The sequence below is a fragment of the Plantactinospora sp. WMMC1484 genome, assembly GCF_049315195.1.
Classification (GTDB): domain Bacteria; phylum Actinomycetota; class Actinomycetes; order Mycobacteriales; family Micromonosporaceae; genus Plantactinospora.
This window is the reverse complement of the sequence record NZ_CP186055.1, coordinates 7,741,190-7,759,731: the sequence shown is the minus strand read 5'-3', so window position 1 is coordinate 7,759,731 and position 18,542 is coordinate 7,741,190. Positions and strand designations below refer to the sequence as shown.

Genomic DNA, 18,542 nt, shown 5'->3' with positions numbered 1-18,542 from the left:
CGGACTGTCGGCGCAACGCGGCGGGCCCGGTCATCCACGCCCCGAACCGGCTCGCGCTCGCCTCCGGCGTGCGGCGCAGGCGGACTCTCGCTCTTGCGCCACGTGCGCCAGCGCTCACCTTCCGGGGGTACACCTTCCGCTGAATACATCAGCTCGTGTACTGTCCGGACCATGGAGACGTTGACCCACGGGCAGGTCCTCGCGCGATTCGGCCATGCCCTGTCCGACCCGCTGCGTGCCCGGCTCCTGCTCGCACTGCGTGACGGTCCGGGTTACCCGGCGGAGCTGGCCGACCTGGTCGGCACCAGCCGACAGAACCTGTCCAACCACCTGTCCTGCCTGCGCGGCTGCGGGCTGGTGGTGGCGGTGCCGGAAGGCCGGCGTACCCGCTACGAGCTGGCCGACGCGCGCCTCGCACACGCCCTCGGCGACCTGCTCGGCCTGGTCCTCGCGGTGGACCCCGTGGCCTGTGCCGCTGCGGCGGAAGAGGGCTGCTGCTGATGAGCCTGCCATCGATCCAGCTCCAGCCGGCCGGGCCGAGCGCGGCCCGGCGCGCACTGCTCGCCCGCCGGGTGCGGCTGCTGGTCGCCGCGACCATCACCTACAACGTCATCGAAGGAATCGTGGCGATCACCGCCGGCACCGTCGCCTCGTCGACCGCGCTGATCGGGTTCGGCCTCGACTCCTTCATCGAGGTGGCCAGCGCCGCTGCGGTGGCCTGGCAGTTCGCCGGCCGCGACCCGGAGGCCCGGGAGAAGGTCGCGCTGCGGGTCATCGCGGTCTCCTTCTTCGCCCTCGCCGCCTATGTGAGCGTCGAGGCGGTGCGGTCGCTGTTCGGTGGCGCCGAAGCCGAACACTCCACCGTCGGCCTCGTGCTGGCCGGACTCTCCGTGGCCATCATGCCCGTGCTCTCCACCGCACAGCGCCGCGCCGGCCGCGAACTCGGCTCCCGCTCCGCAGTGGCCGATTCCAAGCAAACCCTGCTCTGCACCTACCTGTCCGCCGTGCTGCTGGTCGGCCTGGCCCTCAACAGCCTGTTCGGCTGGTCCTGGGCAGACCCGATCGCCGCGCTGTTCATCGCCGGTGTCGCGGTCAAGGAGGGCCGCGAAGCCTGGCGCGGGGACGCCTGCTGTGCGGTGCCCGTTCCCACGGCCGCCACCACCCGGGACGGCACGGACGACGAATGCGGATGCGAACCGGGCTGCTCCTGCTGCTCCGGAGAAACCAACATCACCTTCCGACGTACCCTGGCCGATGCCGACAGCCGCCGCCGCGATTCGGCGGTGGACCGGGCACCGGGCGACGCCATCAGTGGCGTGGTCGAGCGCGGGTGACCGGTGCCGCAGCGGGCACGGCTTTCGGGACCTCGGCGAGGATGGCGCGGACCAGCGCGGCTGCCGACGGCGACGCCGTGTACCGGACGTTGTTTCTGGCCCTGTGTCGATGCACCAGGCCGGCTATCCGAAGATGGCGCAGGTGCTGTGCCAGCGTCGGATAGGTGACGTCCAGCCGGTCGGCGAGCTCGGCGGCGCTGGCCGGCCGGTCCAGGATGTCCAGGACGATCCGTAGCCGAAGTGGTGAGGCGAGCGCCTGGAGGACAGCGGCGATGGTCTCGATCGGGTCGTCCGTCGAGGTGGCGTTCCGCTCTGCCATGCCGCCCGTCCTCCGGTGTGCTCAGTGCGCGGTCGCGGGCAGCGGAGTGGTGCGGGTGCCCCGCACGGAAGCCCAGCCCTTGCGCTGGCGGCGCGCCCCGACGATCCGGCAACAGATGTAGATGAGGAAGGAAATGGTGGTGACGTACGGGCTGATCGGGATCGCACTGCCGAGGGCGAGCAGGATGCCACCGACGACGGAGCCGACCGCGAACACGACGCTCAGCAGGGCGACCAGCGGCGGGGACGCGGTGATCCGCATCGCGGCGGCCGCGGGGGTGCAGACGACACTGAGCACCAGCAGCGCGCCGACGATCTGCACCGACATCGCGACGGTGAGGCCGAGCAGCACCATGAACACCGACGACAGCGCCGCCACCGGCACGCCGCGCCCGGCGGCCAGCTCGGGATCGGTGCTGGCGAAGGCGAGCGGTCGCCAGATCACCACGAGCCCGGCCAGCACCACCGCCGAGGTGATCAGCAGCCAGGACAGCTGTGGCGTGTCGACGGCGACGATCTGGCCGGTCAGCAAACCGAACTTGTTCGCTGAGCGTCCTTTGTAGAGGGCCAGGAACAGCACACCGAGGCCCAGTCCGAACGGCATGAGGACGCCGATGATGGAGTTGCGGTCCCGGGCACGGCTGCCCAGCAGGCCGATGACCAGCGCGGCCAGGATGGAGCCGGTCAGGGAGCCCAGCACGACGTTGGTGCCGATCAGCAGTGCGCCGGACGCGCCGGCGAACGACAGCTCGCTGATCCCGTGTACGGCGAACGGCAGATCGCGCATCATCACGAACGTGCCGATCAACCCGCCCACCAGACCCAGTACCGCACCGGCGATGATCGAGTTTTGTACCAGGCCGAGCAGTTGGCCGTAGTCGTCGAAGTTGAAGATCCGGCCCCAGATTCCCGGGTCAGACATGCGGAACTCCCGCCGTGGCAGCGCTGTCGTGGTGCTGCGACTCGTCGGCCTGCGGGATGCCGGCCACCAGGATCCGCCCGTTGGTCCGGACGACCTCGACCGGCACCCCGTAGAGGCCGGAGAGCGTCGCCGAGGTGAAGACCTCCTCGACCGGGCCGACCCGGAACCTGCCGTCGGCGAGATAGAGGACGCGGTCCACGTAGGGCAGTACCGGATTGATCTCGTGGGTCACGAACACCACGGCGGTGCCCTCTTGCCGGCGCCGCCGGTCGACCAGCGCGGTGATGGTGCGCTGGCTACGCAGGTCGAGCGAGAGCAGCGGCTCGTCGCAGAGCAGCAGTCGTGGATCGGCGACCAGTGCCTGCGCCACGCGTACCCGCTGCTGCTCGCCGCCGGAGAGCAGGCCGACCGGCATCTGCGCGTACGCGGACGCGTCGACTGCCTCCAGTGCTGCGGCGATCCGTGCGGCGCGCCCCGCAGGCCGGCCCAGGCCCCAACGGTGTCCGTCGAGACCCTGGCCGACCACGTCGCGGGCGCGCATCGGCGTCAGGGGATCGATACGCCGCTGCTGCGGTACGTAGCCGATGTCGGCCGCTCCCCGCCGAGCGGGCCGGCCGGAGACCCGCAACCGGCCCGAGCTGAGGCGCTGGAGCCCGAGGACCGTGCGGACCAGGCTGGTCTTGCCCGACCCGTTGGCGCCGAGCACGGCGACGAACTCGCCGGGCTCGACCCGCAGCGAAAGCCCCGACCAGAGGTTCCGCGGGCCGAAGCTCAGCCCGGCGTCCTCGAACTCCAGCGCCGGCACCACCTCCTGGTGGCCGTCCGGCATCAGCCCAGCGCGGTCTTGATCGCGGCGAGGTTCCCGCTCATCCATGCCAGGTAGTCCTTGCCCGCCGGCAGGGTCTCGGTCACCGGGACCACGCCGATCTGGTTGTCCTTGGCGGCCTGGAGCACCTTCTCGGTCTCCGGCCCGGTCGTCTGCTCGTTGTAGGCCAGCAGCTTGACCTGCTTGCCGGTGAACAGGTCGAGGGTTTCCTTCAGCACGCCGGCCGAGACGTCCGTGCCCTCTTCGATCGCCTCGCTGAACTCCTCCGGCGTCTTGTTGACCAGACCGCACGCCTCCAGCAGGTAGCCCGGGACGGGCTCGGTGATCGCTACGGCGGCTCCGTTGTGCGTCGACTTGATCTGCGCCGCCGTCGCCCCCAGTTCCTGGAGCTTCTGCTTGAAGTTCGCCGCGTTGGCGGTGAACGTCGCGGCGTCGCCGGGAGCCGCCGTGGACAGCGCGCTGGCGATCTGATCGGCGAGCTTGCCCATCGACGGCAGGTCGTACCAGACGTGCTCGTTGAGTTCCTCCCCGCCGGCCGCCGCCTTGCCGGAGATCTCCACGGCGTTGAGTACCTTGGCGTCACCGTTGGCCGACTTGAGCATCGTGTCGACGAAGTCGTCGTATCCGCCGCCGTTCTCGATGACCACGTCCGCCTTCGACAGCTCAAGCTGGGTGCGGGTGTTCGCCTCGTACGAGTGCGGGTCGGCCGACGGGTCGTTGATGATCGAGGTGATCGTCACCTTGTCGCCGGCGATCTGCCGCACGACGTCGCCGTAGACGTTGGTGGACGCGACCACCGTGACGCCGTCGGAGGCGGAGGCGCCTGCGGACGGTGTCGCCGCGCTGTCATCACCGGACGAGGACCCGCACCCCGCGCCGAACATCGCCACCGACAACAGTGCGGCACCCAGTAGACCTATGCGTTTGCGGTGCACCGGAATCGCCACCTTCCAAACCTGATTAGTTGACAACGGAGTTCATTACCGCTGGGACGGTAGTGGGGCCCGGCCGGCACCACAAGGCTTTTGCAAGTGATTGTCATTACGATAGATAGATTCTGATATCGCGATGCATGCACTGCTGTGATGCGCACTGCTGCGATGGCGAATTACGGCGCCGCCAGGAGGGACCGATGCGGTGACCAGGCCGGGCTATCGGCCCGCGACAGTCGGTGTGCTCCGCCTCGATAGCAGACCCCGGGCGCGAGCACGCGTCCCGCCGAGTCCGCCTGGTCGCGGAATGGATCAACTGAGGACCCTGATGGTGGTGGCGGTTTCGCCCTTGGCGACGTACGTGTCGCCCAGGTAGGAGACCGTAACCGCCTTCGTGCCGGCCGGTGTGCGCGGCGGCAGCGAGATCTTCACCGTGGCCTGCCCCTGCTTGTTCAGCACGGTCGCCTTGGTCTTGCCCGCCACCGCGACGGTGACCACGCCGGTCGGCGGCACACCGGCGGCGGTCACGGTCACCGTGAACGTCGCCGTCCCGCCGGGCTCGACCCTGGGGGTGCCGGGCTCGACCTTCACCTTCGGGGTGGCCTTGACCACGGTCACCGTGGCCGTGCCGGTGGACGGCTGGAACGTGCCGGTGACGCCCGCGTAGCTGATCGTCAGGGTGCGCTTGCCGGGATTCAGGAGCCTGGCGGGCAGCGTGATCCTCGTCTGCCCGTTCGCCAGCGTTCCGGTCAGTTTCCGGCTCGTGCCCGGCAGCGTCACCTCGACCGTGCCCGTGGCGTTCGGCGTCACCGCCACCGTCAGTTCCGCCTTCCTGCCGTAGATCTGCCGGACATCGGCGGCGGTCACCGTCGTGGCGGCCGGTTCCGGATCGGGCGCGGCCACGCTGAGCACGTGCGGCCGGGACGGCCCGTACACCGCCAGACCGTTGTCACCGGTCACCGCGACGGTGAGCGCCGCCCCGTCGTGCTCAGGCGTCGCGGTGAAGGAGTACGCCGCCGACGTCGCTCCCGCCACCGGCTGCGGTACGTCCGAGCCGGCCGGGGTGAGGTACCACTGGTAGTGGTCCAGCACGGTCCCCGGAGCGACACTCGCCGTCAGGCTGACCGGGGCACCCTCGTGGTAGGCCGTCGGCCCGGAGATGGACACCACCTGAGGCGCGGGCGCACCGTGGTCGTCGACGACCACGGTGACCGGTTCCGAGGCTGCCGCGACCTCACCATCCAGGATGCGCTCGACCTTCACCTGGGTGCCGTGCAGAGCCTGCTCCGCCGTCGCGGTGAAGGAGGGACCGGACTCGCCGTCGACGGCGTGGAAGCTGGACTGGTCCGTCCGCCTCGTCGCCCAGCGGTAGGTCGCCGGTGCGTCGTCCGCCGGCACCGCGGTGAGCGTGATGGTGTTGCCCGAGTGGTAGTGGTGGGCGAGGCCGTCGATGCGCAGCCCGTCCGCCGGTTCGGTCGATCCCTGTTCGACCTGGAGTTCGACCGCCGGGGAGGGGCCGTAGGCCGCCTCGCCGCCGGGCTTGAGGATCGAGACGCGGTACTGCGCGCCGTCGTCGGCGAGCGTCGCCGGGAAGGTCAGTTCCGCGCCGGTCGCACCCTCGACGACCGACCAGTCCTCGGTGCCGGCGGCCTGCTTCTCCCACCGGTGATCGGTCAGGACGGTGGGGCCGTTCTCGGGCAGCAGGCGGGTGAGGGTGACGGTGTCGCCCTCGGTGTAGGAGGTGGTTCCGCCGACCGTCGGCTGCTGCCGGGCGGCGGCGCCGTGGTCGTCGACGTGGATGGTCACCGGCTCGGCGACCAGGGTCTCGTCGGAGTCGGCGAAGTGCAGCGTGCCGCGGACCGCGACCCCGTCCAGGGCCTGCTCGGCGGTGAGGGTGTGGGACAGGCCGCTGGCGCCCGGCAGGGAAACCCAGCCGGTCCCGGGCCACTGCCACTCCCAGGTGATCGTGTCGTTGTCGGCCAGCGGCGGGTCGGCCACCAGGTTGAGGTTGATCTGGTTGCCCTGGTGGTAGTGGTCACCGAGGTTCTCGAAGAAGAGCAGTTGCTCCGACGGGTCGGAGTCGGAGACTTTGAGCGTGGTGCTCCACGTGCCGGCCCAGATCTCCGTGGGAGTCGCACCGTCGGCGGCGTGGAAGGCCACCGCGTGGAAGTACAGCCGCCGGTCGTGCAGGTCCATCGTCATCGGCAGCTCGAGGCGCAGGGCGTCCTCCGTCGTGCCCTCCTTCAGGGTGGAGAGCGAGTAGTCCGCGTTCTGGACGCTCCAGCGGTAGGTGAGTTCCGTGCTCGGCGGGTGCACCGTCGCGGTCGCGCCCAGCGTCTGCCCCACCCGATAGACGCCCTGGACACCCTGGACCAGAACCTCACGCTCGGAGATGCTTCCCAGCACCGGATCCGACTGTGCCAGCACCACGCCGTCGCGGACGACCTGGACGGAGAACTCGGCCTCCCCCGTCGCGTACGGTGGCCTCGCCACGATGGTGTCGCCGACCCGCGAGCTGTTCGGCACGTCGTACCAGGGGCTGCTGAAGCGGTAGACGAGCCGCGCCGTCTCGCCCTCGGCCAGGGTGCGGCCCTGGAGCGGAAAGACGACGTCGTCACCGAGGTAGCGGGGTCCGGCCGGGAACGTGGTGGTGACGGGTGTGACCGCGTCGGCGACCGCCAGCGGCACCCACGGTGTCTCGGAGAGCGGCGTGCTTCCCTGCCGCAACTGCGCCTGGATCTCGTAACCGTCGTGGCGGGCGTCGAGCAGTTGCTCGAGCCGCCCCTGGGCTGCCTCGGAGCCGGTGCCGCTGAAGACGTACGAGGAGGTTTTTTCCACCGGCCGGATCAACCACCGGTAGCTCTCGCCCTCGGTCAGGGTGTGGCCGGCAACCCGGGCCCGCAACACGTCGCCTACCTCGTAGGATTCTGCCACTCCGGCGATGCCGAACGGCACGCCGGATTCGTCGGTGACGGTTATCGTCACCGGAGCCGACGTCGAGGTGTTGGCGAGGTTCTCGACGGCCGGCACGAAGACCGCCGTGATGTCGTGACTGCCGACGGCGAGGTCCGGCACCTCCATCTCAGCGCGGCCGTCCTCGACCGCGGTGTGACCGAGGACGTTGCTGCCGTCGTGGAACTCGACGAAACCGGCGACCCCGGCCGGTGACACGGCTGCGGTCAGGGCGACCGGGTCTCCGGCCGTGAGGCTGGTGTCGGACGCCTCCAGGCTGGCCGTGGTGTCGACGTCCGCGGGCAGGCCACCGACGACGAACGTGTAGACGGCGGTGTCGCTGACCGGGGTGCCACCGACGGCGGCGTCGGCCCGGACGGTGAGCCGGTAGCTGCCCGCGGCGGTGAAGGCCCAGTTGGCGTGCATGTGGACCCGCTTGCGGGTGAAGCTCTTGTGTCCGGTCTCGTCGCTGGACCAGAGTCGTTGGGCCGCGCCGAAGGTGCCGGTCTGCCATACCTCGACCTCGCCGGGCCCGTCGACATCGACCAGGGTCAGCGTGGTGTCGTCGTTGTCCAGCGTGCCGGCCGGGACGGATTCGGTGGAAAAACCGGGCCAGAGCTGGCTGGTCTGCTGGGTCTCGGGCGCCAGCCAGACCGTCGAGCCGGCGGGTGCCACGAAGTCGTACCCGGCCGGAAGGCTCTCGATCCTGGAGTCGTCATCGACGTGGAACCACACGTCGTCAGCCTCGTAACGGGTGTGCAGCTCCGGGACGTCCGCCTTGGACGCCAGCGACAACTGACCGTCGTCCCAGAACGTGGCAACGGCGTCGGTGTGCACGTCGGCGATCACGGTCAGCGACTGCGGGCTCGGCGCGGGACCGTCGGCGGCGGCGGCCGAACCCGTTGGGGCGACCGTGAACAGGGCAAACGTGCCAAGTAGGACCGCGACGAGGAAGAGGACGAGACGTCGGAGTGGTGCCGGGGCACCGGGATGAGGGGGCACTGGAGGTCCTTCGATCGATATGGCGGGCAGGCCGCGGTCGGCGCTTAATAGAAAACGGTTTTCACTATAATCATCACGGCTGCCGTCTCGCATCTCCCGGATGGACCTCGGTCACCCGTGCGCCCGCCCGTTGCTCGCCAGCCCAGGGAGCGCCGGACGGCCGGTCAGGTCGAGCCATCCATGTGCTGGTGTTCAAGTGATCGACATGCCACGATGCGAGAACTCCACGTACCGCCGTACGCACCCTGCGGGTCCACGGGGCCCGCGACGCTACGGAGCGGTCGAACCCCCAAGGAGAAGGAATCGCATGAAATCCACAGCGTGGCAGCGCGCCGGAGTGGCGGCTGTCCTCGTGTCATCGACGCTCGTGGTGACCGCATCCAGTGCGGGCGCCGCGCCGTCGTTCATCGCGGAGCCGTTAACCCAGACCACCCGTTTCGACGTTGCCAAGGCGCCGACGAGCCGGCTGGCCCAGACCGACCGGACGCTGCTCGGCCGCACGGACGCCGCCACCGTGCCGGTGCTGGTCAAGCTCGACTACGACCCCGTGGCCACGTACGCCGGCAACATCAGCGGCCTTCCCGCGACGAGCCCGGCCACCACCGGGCGCAAGCTCTCCCGATCGGCGGCCGAGCGGTCGTACGAGTCGTACCTGGCCGAAAAGGAGAACGCCTTCGTCGACGCCCTGCATAGTCGGGTTCCGGCCGCGAAGACCGGAACCCGGCTCCGCACCGTCTACGGCGGTGTGTCGGTCCGGCTGCCGGCGAACAAGGTGGCGGACCTGCTGAAGATTGACGGCGTGGTGGCCGTGCAACGTGACCAGACGCGGCAACCGCTGACCGACTCGAGCCCGGCCTTCATCGGCGCGACGTCGCTGTACCCGATGCTGGGCGGGAAGAAGGACGCCGGCAGCGGCGTCCTGATCGGTGTCCTGGACACCGGCGCGTGGCCCGAACACCCGTCCTTCGCCGACCAGGGCAACCTGAAACCGCCGCCCGGACCGGCCCGGGGGTGCAGCTACGGCGACAACCCGCTGACCCCAGCGAACGACCCGTTCGTCTGCAACAACAAGCTCGTCGGCGGCGCGGCCTTCCTCGACAGCTACCACGCGAACTTCGGCGACGAGCGCTACCCGGGCACGGCCCGGGACGACGACGGACACGGCACCCACACGATGTCCACGTCCGGTGGCAACGTGCTGGCCCACGCCGAGGTGTTCGGTGTGGACCGTGGCCCGGTCAACGGCATCGCGCCCGGCGCCTGGGTTTCGATGTACCGGGTGTGCGGGCCGCAGGGCTGCCAGGACGCCGACTCCGCCGCAGCGGTCGGCCAGGCCATCCTGGACGGCGTCAACGTCATCAACTTCTCCATTTCGGGCGGGAACAACCCGTTCACCGACCCGGTCGAGCTGGCGTTCCTCGACGCGTACGCGGCCGGGGTGTTCGTGTCCGCGTCGGCCGGCAACGACGGGCCGGGCGCGGCGACCACCAACCACGTCTCGCCCTGGGTCACCACAGTGGCCGCGTCCACCCAGACCCGCGAGTTCGCCTCGACACTGACACTGACCGCCGGTGACGGCGGCACATTCAGCGCGGAGGGCGCGTCCATCACCCGCGGTGTCACCACGCCGCTGCCCGTCGTCCTCGCCCAGAACGTGCCCGGTTATTCGGGCGGTGCACTCTGCGCGGCGCCGCCGCCGGCGAGCGACACCTTCGACGGGCTCATCGTCGCGTGCCAGCGCGGCGGAAACGCCCGCGTCGAGAAGAGTTACTTCGTCAGCCAGGGTGGCGGTGAGGGGATGGTGCTCTACAACCCGACGCTGGCCGACATCGAGACCGACAACCACTGGGTGCCCACGGTGCACCTGGCCGACGGCACCGACTTCGTCGCCTTCATGACCGGCCACACCGGTGTCACGGGCACGTTCACCGCCGGTCAGCCGGAGGACGGCCAGAGCGACGTGATGGCAGCGTTCTCGTCCCGCGGGCCGGGCGGCTTCGGCATCAAGCCCGACATCACCGCGCCGGGCGTGCAGATCCTCGCGGGTGCCTCGCCCACCCCCGGGTCCCCGGCCGACGGCGGCGGCCCGCCTGGCGAGTACTTCCAGGCGATCGCCGGCACGTCCATGTCCTCCCCGCACATCGCCGGCTCCGCGGCGCTGCTCAAGGCGCTGCACCCGACCTGGACACCGGGCCAGATCAAGTCCGCGATGATGACGACGGCGAAGACCGACGTCGTCAAGGAGGACCTGACCACGAAGGCGGACCCGTTCGACTACGGCAGCGGGCGGGTCAACCTGCGCGTCGCCGACGACCCGGGCCTGACCTTCGACGAGACCCCGGCCAACATGCTGGCGCTGGGCAACGACCCGGTCAACGCCGTCCACCTGAATCTGCCGTCGGTCAACGCACCGGTGATGCCGGGTCGGGTGACGACGGTCCGGACGGCGAAGAATGTCAGCGGGCGTGTACAGACCTATGACGTCAGCGCGAAGTCGCCGGCCGAGAGCACGATCGAGGTCTTCCCGAAGCGGTTCACCGTGGCGCCGGGCGCGACGGTCGAGCTGTCGATCGTCATCACCGCGACCGGGTCGGCCACCCAGCGGTTCGGGTCGATCCAGCTTGTCCCGCGGCGGGCCGGGATGCCCACGCTGCACCTGCCGGTCGCCTTCGTGCCGCAGCAGGGTGGTGTGTCACTGGCCAGCGTCTGTGACCCGACCGGGGTGCCGATCGGCGGGATCAGCACGTGCACCGTGACGGCGACCAACCACGATTTCAGCGCCGCCCAGGTCGACCTGACCACGACCGTCAGCAACGAGCTGCGCGTCGCCGGGGCCACCGGTGCGACGATGACCGGTCCGCGTACGGTCGAGAAGAACAACGTGACCCTCGCGGGCGCCCAGCCGGGCGTGCCGTCCATCGCACCCGGCGCCAGCCCGGCCGGTTACCTGCCGCTGGCCGGCTTCGGTGTGGCACCCGTCGGAGTCGGTGACGAGACGATCGTCAACTTCGACACCCCGCCGTTCGTGTACGCCGGACAGACGTTCGCCGCGGTCGGCGTCACGTCCAACGGATACCTGGTCGTCGGGGGCGGCATCGCCGAGGACGTGGAGTTCGAGCCACCGGGCATCCCGAACCCGGCCCGGCCGAACAACGTGCTGGCGCCGTTCTGGACCGACCTGAACGGTGCGGGTGCCGAGGGTATCCGCGTGACCTCGCTCACCGACGGTGTCAACGACTGGATCGTCGTCGAATGGCAGGTCAATGTGTACGGCACCACGTCGAACCGGCATTTCCAAACCTGGATCGGTATCAACGGCGTCGAGGACATCTCGTACGCCTACGACCCGGCCGCGTTGCCGGCCGACTCCGGGTTTCCGACCGTCATCGGCGCCGAGAACGTGAACGGCACCGGCGGCGATCAGCTCCCGGACGGGGCCTTCCCGACCGAGGACCTGCGGGTCACCAGCACCGACCCGGCGCCCGGTGACACCGTGACCTACGAGGTTCGGGTGCGGGGCGTCAACCGGGGGGCCGGCGCGGTCACCACGGAGATGGACGCCAGCACGGTCTCCGGCACCACCGTCGTCAGCACACCGATCCAGGTGACGCGCCGCTAGATCCAACCGGCGGTGGCCCGGCCGGCAACGGCCGGGCCACCGCACCGTTCGGTCGCTTGGCCGCCGGCGTTGAGGTGGAACTTCGCCGGGGATTGACGGATGGACTCATGCTGCCGGTTATGATCCTGCCGTTCGGCTGACCGACATGGTCGGTGCGACCGCCCAGTACGGGCGCGTTCACGAGTTCAACCGCCGCAACGCCGGCGTTCGGGCCAACGGCCGCATGGGGATGGATCCCGGCGCACAGATCGACCCGGACTTCGTGATGGGGTCCGGCCATGCAGCGTCGTTGCGTGCCGATCACCGGCTGAGCCTGGGAGGGGCGGTGGGATCAGCGGGCGCAGGTGGTGCAGGTGCCGAAGATTTCGAGGGTGTGACCGACGTCGGTGAAGCCGTGCTGGCTGGCCACCTGGTCGGCCCAACGCTCGACCGCCGGGCCGGCCACCTCCACCGTTCGTCCGCAGTTGCGGCAGACGAGGTGGTGGTGGTGCCTGCTCTGGCTGCATCGACGGAACAACTGCTCGCCACCTGGGAGTCGGGTGGAGTCGATCTCCCCGGCGTCGACCAGCAGTTGAAGTGTCCGGTAGACGGTGGTGAGCCCGACCCGCGCCTCCCGGGTGATCAACATCTGGTGCAACTGCTGCGCGGTGTGGAAGTCCTCGACCTCGCGCAGCAGGGCCAGCACCTCGGCCCGCTGCCGGGTGTTCCGGGTCACGTTTGGCATCGTCTGGTTCGCCATACCGCCGTCTCCGCGAATGTCTCCACTGGCCGCACCGCCAACCTTGGCCGCTTGGCGCCACGTCGACGACGCCGGATGGCTGGCGCATCCATTATGCGTCGTCCGGAGAGTCGGCGGCCCGCCAGCCGCGAAACGGGCCAGACCTAGCTGTAGCCGGCGAACGGCTTCTCGAACCTGTTCATTGCGTGCTTCGCTGTTCCCTCCGTCCTTGGGTTCGGTCGCCGCAGGAGCGCTGTTCCGTCTTCTGCTCGCGGCGCTGTGTGAACAGCGAACGCCGCTGCTCCTCGGCTTCACTGTTTAGGGAGTCAGCCCATGGTTACCGGTAGATCCGCCCGGAACATCCCTTGCTCCAGCCAGACGGCCGCGCGTACGCCGTCGGCCGCGGCTTGGCTCACCAGGGTGAGGCCGTCCGGCAGCGCGGCAAGCCGAGCTACGTCACCTGCGGCGGCGACTCCGGGCACGGTGGTCTGGGCGAACTCGTTGACGCGTACGTAGCCGTCCGGCAGCAGCTCCACGCCGAGCTGTGTGGCCAGTGCGGTCTGTAGCTCGACCGGTGCGCGGTGGAAGGCGACCTGACGCGCCAGGCGTTCGCCGTCGGCGAAGTGAACGGTCAGGTCGTCGAGTTCGCCGTCGAGTTCGGTGACCGTTTCCTCGACCACGCGGATGTTCAGCGCGCGCAGGTTGGCCAGGATCGGCTCGGGTAGGGTGTGCGGTCCGTTCGTCGCCACGACGACGTCGTCGCTGTACCGGTCGGCGAGGTAGGCCGCGAGCATGACCTCGGCCGGTTCGCGGCCGAAGACCACGATGCTCTTGCCGCGTGCCTCCCAGCCGTGGCAGAACGGGCAGTGCATGACGCTGTGGCCGAAGCGTTCCGCCAGCCCTGGCAGGGTCCACGGTCGGTCGACCTGTCCGGTGGCCAGCAGCAGACGGCGGGCCCGGCGCTCCGTTCCGTCGTCCAGGCTGACGGTGAAGTCGTCGATCTTGCCGGTGGCGGCTGTCGCCCGGGCGTGCACGGTGTCGACGGCCGGGTAGGCGTTCAGCTCGCCGTGGCCGGTGCTCAGTAGCTCCAGCGGCGGGAATCCGTCCCGGCTGAGGTACATGTGGATGCCGTCGGCTCGGTTGTTGCGGGGCGGGCCGCCGTCGACGAGTAGTGTGCGGCGCTGCTGGCGGCCGAGGACCTGCGCGGCGCTGAGCCCGGCGGCTCCGCCGCCGATGATGATGACGTCGTACACGGTCAGTGTTCCCATCGCGAGTGATGATCGGTTGTCAGTGCGGTGCGTGGCACGAGGCGGTGGTCGTGGATCGACAGGATCCGGTTGGCCCGGTCGGCGACTGTGCGGTCGTGGGTGGCGGCGAGTACGGCGAGGCCGTCGCGGCGCAGGTCGTCCAGCAGTTCCAGCACGCCGGTGGCCGAGGCCGGGTCGAGAGCGGCGGTGATCTCGTCGGCGAGCAGTAGTCGAGGGTTGGGTGCCAGGGCTCGGGCGAGCGCGACACGCTGGCGCTGCCCGCCCGACAGGCCGGTGGGCCGGCGGGCGGCCAGCGCCGGATCCAGGCCGACCCGGGTGAGCAGCCCCCGGGCCGCGGCCGCGCGCTCCGCCTGTCGTCCGTTTCCCAGGGTCCGTAGCGGCCGGGCCACTGCGGTACCCACCGTGTGCGCCGGGTTCAGCGCGTCCGCGGGATGCTGACCGACGAACTGCACGGCCCGCAGCAATTCGCTGGGGCGGTCCCGGACCGGCCACGGCAGCGCCGTCCCGGATACCCACGCGTCTCCGGCCGCGACCGGATGGAGACCGGCCAGGGCGCGTAACAGGGTGCTCTTGCCGGATCCGGAAGGGCCGAGCACGGCGACGAACTCACCGGCGTCCATTCGCAGGCCGACCTCGCGGAGCAGCACGGGGCCGCCGGGTGGCTGCGCCACCGACAGCCCGTCCACGCTCAACACCGCCGGACCGGTCGGCGCAAGCCGGACCGGCCGGACCGCCGTTGTCGGTGGCGCCGCCGCGCCGATCCGCACGGTGCGGTCGGCGACGGCGGCAACGAAGTCCGCGTCGTGCGATACCACGAGCGTCATCCGGCGCGGATCACCGCGGCGGGCGCGGACGACCTCCGCCACCAGGCCGAGCGCCGTCGCGTCCAGCGCGCTGGTGGGCTCGTCGAGGATCAGCAGGGGCGGCTCGGCGGCGATCGCGCGAGCGATCGCGACACGCTGCGCTTGGCCGCCGGACAACTGATGAACACGGCGGCAATGCAGCGCGGGTTGCAGGCCCGTGCGCGTCAGCGCCGCAGCGGCCTCCGCATCGCGCACTCCCGCCTCCGTCACGGCGCTGACGGCGCTCAACAGCGGGTGCAGCGTCTGCTGCGGGTCCTGGCCGACGATGCCCACCTCCGACCGGCGCCACCGGCGCGCCTCCCGGCCCGGCGGGATGATCCGGTTTCGCCACCGGACCGTGCCCGAGGCACGGCGCAACGGCGGGTGCAGCGCGTCGAGCAGACCGCTCAGCAGGACCGTCTTTCCGGCTCCGGAGGCACCGGTCAGCGCCACGACCTCGCCCGGTACAACCATAAGATCAAGAGCGCTGCCCAGGGTACGGCCACCAGCGTCGACCACCCGCAGGCCGCTGATTTCCAGGCCGTGGCCAGCGGTGCTCATCGCGGCCGCCGGGAGTGGCCCACGGCGGCGTGGCCAGCCGTCGCCACGGCCAGGCACAGCAGCGCCAGCGCGACGGCCGGAGCGACGAGCGCGGCGGGGTTGAGTCCGGCACCGGCCAGGTTCTCGCGGATCATCGCGGCCCAGTCGGGAGCCGGGGGAGCCAGGCCGAAACCCAGCAGGCTCAGCGCGGCCGCGAGCTGCAGCGCCACGACGAACCTGGCCCCGAGGTCCTCGCCGACCAGGCCGGCCAGGGCGGGCAGCACCTCGTGCCGCAGGATCGCCGGACCGGACTCGCCTCGGCCGAGCGCGGCCTCGACGTAGCCGGCCGAACGGATGTGCCGAACCGCGTCGGCGACGATCCGCAGCGTCAGCGGGGTGCCACCGCAGACCGTGGCGGCGACCACCGCGGCGGTGCCGGGCAGCGCGACGGCGATCAGCATGGCGATCAGCAGCAACGGCATCGCCAGCAACAGGTCAGCGGTCGCGGAGAGCAGCCGCGCCACCGGACCGTCCCGCCAGCCGGCCAGCAGCCCACCGGTGACCCCGGCGACGCTGGCCACCAGCGCCGCCAGACCGGCGGTGACGGTCAGGTGCCGGCCGCCCGCGAGGATGCGGGACAGCACGTCCCGGCCGAGCGCGTCGGTACCCAGTAGGGCCCGGCTGTCCGGCGGGTTCCAGGGGGCGCCCAACGGCGTGATCGGGTCGTGCGGTGCCAGGTTGCCGCCGAACAGCGCGACACCGAGCACGGCGCAGGCGACCGTCGCCGGGACCGCGTGCCGGGTGTTCATGACGGGGCCCGGCGGGGGTCGGTGAGCGCGGCGAGCAGGTCCGCGACGAGCAGGCCGCCCAACGCGACCGCCGCAGCCAGCATCGCTGTCGCCTGCACCACCGGGGTGTCCCGGTTGGCGACCGCGCCGACGAGTAGTTCGCCCAGGCCGGCGTAGCCGAACATCGTCTCCACCACGGCCGTGGCGGCGACCAGGCCACCGGCGACCACCGACAGGATCCGGACCGCCGGTGCGAGAAGCAACGGGCCGACGTACCGCACGGCGATCCGCCGCCGGGACAGTCCGCGTAGCCAGGCGTCGCGGACGTGCGGCCGGGTGAGCGCGTCCGCGACGACGCCGCGCAACAGCATGGCGCCGTATGCGGCGGCCGGTAGCGCCAGGCTTGCGGTCGGAAGGGCCAGCACCTCCGGTGCGGGAAGGGCGCCACCGGCCGGCAGCAGCGACACCGGCGGCAGCCACCCCAGCACCCCGGACAGCAGCGCCGTGAGCGCGGCCGCGACCACCACCTGCGGCACGGCGGCGGTCGCGGTCACCACGGCGGCGACGCACCGGCCGAACGCCGAGCCCGTGCCAGCCGACCAGGCCAGCAGCAGCATCACCGGTACGGTCACCGCCAGCGCGGCCGCGGCGAGCACGGCGGTAGCGGGCAGCCGTTGCCCGATCAGCTCCGCCACCGGCCGGCCGGACAGCAGCGAAACGCCGGCGTCGCCGCGCAGCAATCCCCAGGCCCAGCCCAGGTACCGCTGCCAGGCCGCCTCATCCAGGCCGGTCTCCGTGCGGAGGCCGGCGAGCTGTTCGGCGGTCGCGCGTCCCGCCGCGCGGGCCTGCGCGGCGTCGCCGGGCAGCGCCTCGGCGGTGGTGAACACCAGTACCGAGACGCCGACCAGCAGCAGCGGGGCGCGGACCAGCGCCCGGACGATCATCCGGCGATCCGGACCTGATCGATGAAGAGTCGGCTGAATCCCGGACCGGTGGGCAGTCCCTCCACTCCCTTGCGGGTCAGGTCGAGGCCGTCGCCGGTGCCCCAGACCACGTACCCGCCCTCGTCACGGACCTCCTGCTGGAGCCGGCCGAGCGCGGCGTTGCGCGCGGCCTCGTCCGGTTGCGCGAGCGCGGCGTTCAGCGCCGCGTCGAACGCGGGACGCTTCCACGCCGTCTCGTTCGTCGGCGAGCCGGAGAGCAGCGCCACCCGGGCCACGTCGAAGAACGGGATGCCGCCGAAGTATCCGGTGTAGAAGTCCTTCTGCGCCCAGATCGTGGTGAAGTAGGTGTCCGGCGGCTCCAGCTTCACCTCGGCGGTGATGCCGGCCTCGGCGAGTTGCCCGGCGAAGAGCGTCGCTGCGGTGTCCATCCCCGGGTACGAGGTGGTGGTGTGCAGCGTCAGCTTCAGCCCGTCCGGGTGCCCGGCCTCGGCGAGCAGTTGCTTCGCCCGCGCCACGTCGCGGACACGCGGGGTCAGTCCCGTCGGTGCCGACGGGTCCGCCGGGGCCAGCACGTCGTCGGCCGGCTGGCCGTAGCCGAGGAAGACGGACTGGACCAGGGCCGGCCGGTCGGCCGCGAGCTTGATCGCCTCGCGTACCCGAGGGTCGTCGAAGGGCTTGCGATCGGTGCGCATGACGAACGGGTACATCGTGACGGCCGGGCGCCGGGTCAGGCTCACGTCGTCGCGGCCCTCGGCCTGCTTGGCAGTGGCCGGTGCGACGCTGGCGGCGACGTCGGCCTGCCCGGAGAGCACGGCCTGGGCGCGGGCCTGCGGATCGGCCACGGCACGGACCTCGATGCGGCGCAACGACGGCGCGGCGCCCCACCAGCCGTCCCGCCGCTCCAGCACTGCGGTCTGGGCGTCGTTGCTGGCCAGGGTGAACGGTCCCGACCCCGGGACGGGACTGCTGAAGTCGTCACTGCCCTCGGGGACGATGAACGTCATCGACTCCAGCGCCCGGGGCACCTCGGCGAACGGCTGGCGGCTGACGATCTCCACCGTGTGCTCGTCCAGTGCGCGGGAGGCGTTCATGTCGAATCCGGCCAGCCGGCCGTAGTTCTCCGCCGCCTTGCGTTCGATGCGGCGCAGGGAGTAGAGCACGTCCGCGGCGCGCACCGGGCGTCCGTCGCTGAAGGTCGCGTTCCGCCGGACCGTGAAGCGCCATTTGGTCAGCGTCGCGTCCGGCTGCCACGACTCGGCGAGCCGGGGCTGGGTGCGCCCGTCGGGGCCCTGCCCGGTAAGCACGTCGTAGAGGAGTGCGAAGCGTACGGCGTCGGACTCGTTGCCGAGCCCGCCGTGCGGATCGTTGCTCGCGGTGGCGGGGGAGCCGATCGACACGTACCGCAGCGTGTCGGTGCTGGTCGGGGCGGCCGGCTCGGTATCGCCACAGCCGGCAAGCGATACGCCGCCGAGCAGCGTGAGCGCGGTCAGGATGGTGCGTCTTCTCATATTGGCCTTCTGCGTCGAGGGATTGCGTG

Annotated in this window: 14 protein-coding genes; 3 read left to right on the top strand and 11 right to left on the bottom strand. The window is 71.0% G+C overall.

Annotation, left to right across the window (positions count from 1 at the left end; translation table 11 throughout):
* Positions 1-171: 171 nt before the first annotated feature.
* Both ACN28C_RS33175 and ACN28C_RS33170 read left to right on the top strand, forming a co-directional pair.
* Positions 172-501 carry an ArsR/SmtB family transcription factor gene (locus ACN28C_RS33175; RefSeq protein ID WP_422771417.1) on the top strand — a complete coding sequence of 110 codons (330 nt, stop codon included), beginning with the start codon at positions 172-174 and terminating at the stop codon, positions 499-501.
* Complete coding sequence (locus tag ACN28C_RS33170; RefSeq protein WP_422771416.1) at positions 501-1,334, top strand: cation diffusion facilitator family transporter; 834 nt, start codon at positions 501-503, stop codon at positions 1,332-1,334. Before ACN28C_RS33175 ends, ACN28C_RS33170 begins: the two co-directional genes overlap by 1 nt.
* Here ACN28C_RS33170 and ACN28C_RS33165 read toward each other — a convergent pair.
* From ACN28C_RS33165 to ACN28C_RS33145, 5 genes are all read right to left on the bottom strand, one after another.
* The gene (locus ACN28C_RS33165; protein WP_422771415.1) at positions 1,309-1,653 is read right to left on the bottom strand and encodes an ArsR/SmtB family transcription factor; all 345 of its coding nucleotides are present in this window, start codon (positions 1,651-1,653) and stop codon (positions 1,309-1,311) included. The two genes, ACN28C_RS33170 and ACN28C_RS33165, sit on opposite strands and share 26 nt — an antisense overlap.
* 21 nt (positions 1,654-1,674) lie before the next feature.
* Complete coding sequence (locus ACN28C_RS33160; protein WP_422771414.1) at positions 1,675-2,574, bottom strand: metal ABC transporter permease; 900 nt, start codon at positions 2,572-2,574, stop codon at positions 1,675-1,677.
* Positions 2,567-3,403: a metal ABC transporter ATP-binding protein gene (locus tag ACN28C_RS33155; protein WP_422771413.1), complete on the bottom strand. Its 837-nt coding sequence runs from the start codon at positions 3,401-3,403 to the stop codon at positions 2,567-2,569. Before ACN28C_RS33155 ends, ACN28C_RS33160 begins: the two co-directional genes overlap by 8 nt.
* On the bottom strand, positions 3,403-4,347 hold the full coding sequence (locus tag ACN28C_RS33150; protein ID WP_422771412.1) for a metal ABC transporter solute-binding protein, Zn/Mn family: 945 nt from the start codon (positions 4,345-4,347) through the stop codon (positions 3,403-3,405). The genes ACN28C_RS33155 and ACN28C_RS33150 overlap by 1 nt, the downstream gene beginning before the upstream one ends.
* Positions 4,348-4,644: 297 nt before the next feature.
* Positions 4,645-8,286: a choice-of-anchor M domain-containing protein gene (locus ACN28C_RS33145; protein WP_422771411.1), complete on the bottom strand. Its 3,642-nt coding sequence runs from the start codon at positions 8,284-8,286 to the stop codon at positions 4,645-4,647.
* 307 nt (positions 8,287-8,593) lie between these two features.
* On the opposite strand from ACN28C_RS33145, the gene ACN28C_RS33140 reads away from it, so the two are divergent.
* Positions 8,594-11,905 carry a S8 family serine peptidase gene (locus ACN28C_RS33140; RefSeq protein WP_422771410.1) on the top strand — a complete coding sequence of 1,104 codons (3,312 nt, stop codon included), beginning with the start codon at positions 8,594-8,596 and terminating at the stop codon, positions 11,903-11,905.
* A 331-nt stretch (positions 11,906-12,236) separates the two neighbouring features.
* Here ACN28C_RS33140 and ACN28C_RS33135 read toward each other — a convergent pair whose 3' ends face one another.
* The 6 genes from ACN28C_RS33135 to ACN28C_RS33110 form a co-directional block, all read right to left on the bottom strand.
* Positions 12,237-12,644 carry a Fur family transcriptional regulator gene (locus ACN28C_RS33135; RefSeq protein WP_422771409.1) on the bottom strand — a complete coding sequence of 136 codons (408 nt, stop codon included), beginning with the start codon at positions 12,642-12,644 and terminating at the stop codon, positions 12,237-12,239.
* A gap of 305 nt (positions 12,645-12,949) precedes the next feature.
* Positions 12,950-13,891, bottom strand: a complete 942-nt coding sequence (locus tag ACN28C_RS33130) for an NAD(P)/FAD-dependent oxidoreductase (RefSeq protein ID WP_422771408.1) — start codon at positions 13,889-13,891, stop codon at positions 12,950-12,952.
* Positions 13,879-15,294, bottom strand: coding sequence for an ABC transporter ATP-binding protein (locus tag ACN28C_RS33125; protein WP_422771407.1), 1,416 nt, complete (start codon positions 15,292-15,294; stop codon positions 13,879-13,881). The genes ACN28C_RS33130 and ACN28C_RS33125 overlap by 13 nt, the downstream gene beginning before the upstream one ends.
* On the bottom strand, positions 15,291-16,082 hold the full coding sequence (locus ACN28C_RS33120; RefSeq protein ID WP_422771406.1) for an ABC transporter permease: 792 nt from the start codon (positions 16,080-16,082) through the stop codon (positions 15,291-15,293). Before ACN28C_RS33120 ends, ACN28C_RS33125 begins: the two co-directional genes overlap by 4 nt.
* Positions 16,079-17,005 carry an ABC transporter permease subunit gene (locus ACN28C_RS33115; RefSeq protein WP_422771405.1) on the bottom strand — a complete coding sequence of 309 codons (927 nt, stop codon included), beginning with the start codon at positions 17,003-17,005 and terminating at the stop codon, positions 16,079-16,081. Before ACN28C_RS33115 ends, ACN28C_RS33120 begins: the two co-directional genes overlap by 4 nt.
* Positions 17,002-18,513: an ABC transporter substrate-binding protein gene (locus tag ACN28C_RS33110; protein ID WP_422771404.1), complete on the bottom strand. Its 1,512-nt coding sequence runs from the start codon at positions 18,511-18,513 to the stop codon at positions 17,002-17,004. Before ACN28C_RS33110 ends, ACN28C_RS33115 begins: the two co-directional genes overlap by 4 nt.
* Between the last annotated feature and the right edge of the window lie 29 nt (positions 18,514-18,542).

What these genes read in the sequence shown, in the direction of transcription:
- ACN28C_RS33170 (WP_422771416.1), top strand. Translation starts at nt 501, where the DNA reads ATGAGCCTGCCATCGATCCAGCTCCAGCCGGCCGGGCCGAGCGCGGCC.
- ACN28C_RS33125 (WP_422771407.1), bottom strand. Translation starts at nt 15,294, where the DNA reads ATGAGCACCGCTGGCCACGGCCTGGAAATCAGCGGCCTGCGGGTGGTC.
- ACN28C_RS33140 (WP_422771410.1), top strand. Translation starts at nt 8,594, where the DNA reads ATGAAATCCACAGCGTGGCAGCGCGCCGGAGTGGCGGCTGTCCTCGTG.
- ACN28C_RS33165 (WP_422771415.1), bottom strand. Translation starts at nt 1,653, where the DNA reads ATGGCAGAGCGGAACGCCACCTCGACGGACGACCCGATCGAGACCATC.
- ACN28C_RS33135 (WP_422771409.1), bottom strand. Translation starts at nt 12,644, where the DNA reads ATGGCGAACCAGACGATGCCAAACGTGACCCGGAACACCCGGCAGCGG.
- ACN28C_RS33160 (WP_422771414.1), bottom strand. Translation starts at nt 2,574, where the DNA reads ATGTCTGACCCGGGAATCTGGGGCCGGATCTTCAACTTCGACGACTAC.
- ACN28C_RS33175 (WP_422771417.1), top strand. Translation starts at nt 172, where the DNA reads ATGGAGACGTTGACCCACGGGCAGGTCCTCGCGCGATTCGGCCATGCC.
- ACN28C_RS33120 (WP_422771406.1), bottom strand. Translation starts at nt 16,082, where the DNA reads ATGAACACCCGGCACGCGGTCCCGGCGACGGTCGCCTGCGCCGTGCTC.
- ACN28C_RS33115 (WP_422771405.1), bottom strand. Translation starts at nt 17,005, where the DNA reads ATGATCGTCCGGGCGCTGGTCCGCGCCCCGCTGCTGCTGGTCGGCGTC.
- ACN28C_RS33130 (WP_422771408.1), bottom strand. Translation starts at nt 13,891, where the DNA reads ATGGGAACACTGACCGTGTACGACGTCATCATCATCGGCGGCGGAGCC.
- ACN28C_RS33155 (WP_422771413.1), bottom strand. Translation starts at nt 3,403, where the DNA reads ATGCCGGACGGCCACCAGGAGGTGGTGCCGGCGCTGGAGTTCGAGGAC.
- ACN28C_RS33110 (WP_422771404.1), bottom strand. Translation starts at nt 18,513, where the DNA reads ATGAGAAGACGCACCATCCTGACCGCGCTCACGCTGCTCGGCGGCGTA.